Genomic DNA, 243 nt, shown 5'->3' on the forward strand with positions numbered 1-243 from the left:
ATTAAATCCAGCACTATCTAAATCAAAAAACTCAAGAAGAGCTTTTTCAACTCCTTGTTGTTGAGCATTTTCTTTAAATCTATCAAAGAATACAAAACGATTAAGATTTTTAATAGTACCATTAGAATTTAAATCAATATGACCATTATCATCTAATCCAATACCAAGTTCAGCACAAGTTTTTTCAAAACTATTTCTAATATTAGCTACATAGTTACTAAATACTTTATCTTTAAGTTCATT

The 243-nt window shown here is 25.5% G+C and carries 1 protein-coding gene; it reads right to left on the bottom strand.

The window, feature by feature from the left end; genetic code table 11:
* The coding region (locus tag DXN04_RS35090) for a hypothetical protein (protein ID WP_158569324.1) at nt 1-243 on the bottom strand (243 nt) is incomplete at both ends.

The organism is Chitinophaga silvisoli (genome assembly GCF_003412465.1).
GTDB lineage: Bacteria > Bacteroidota > Bacteroidia > Chitinophagales > Chitinophagaceae > Chitinophaga > Chitinophaga silvisoli.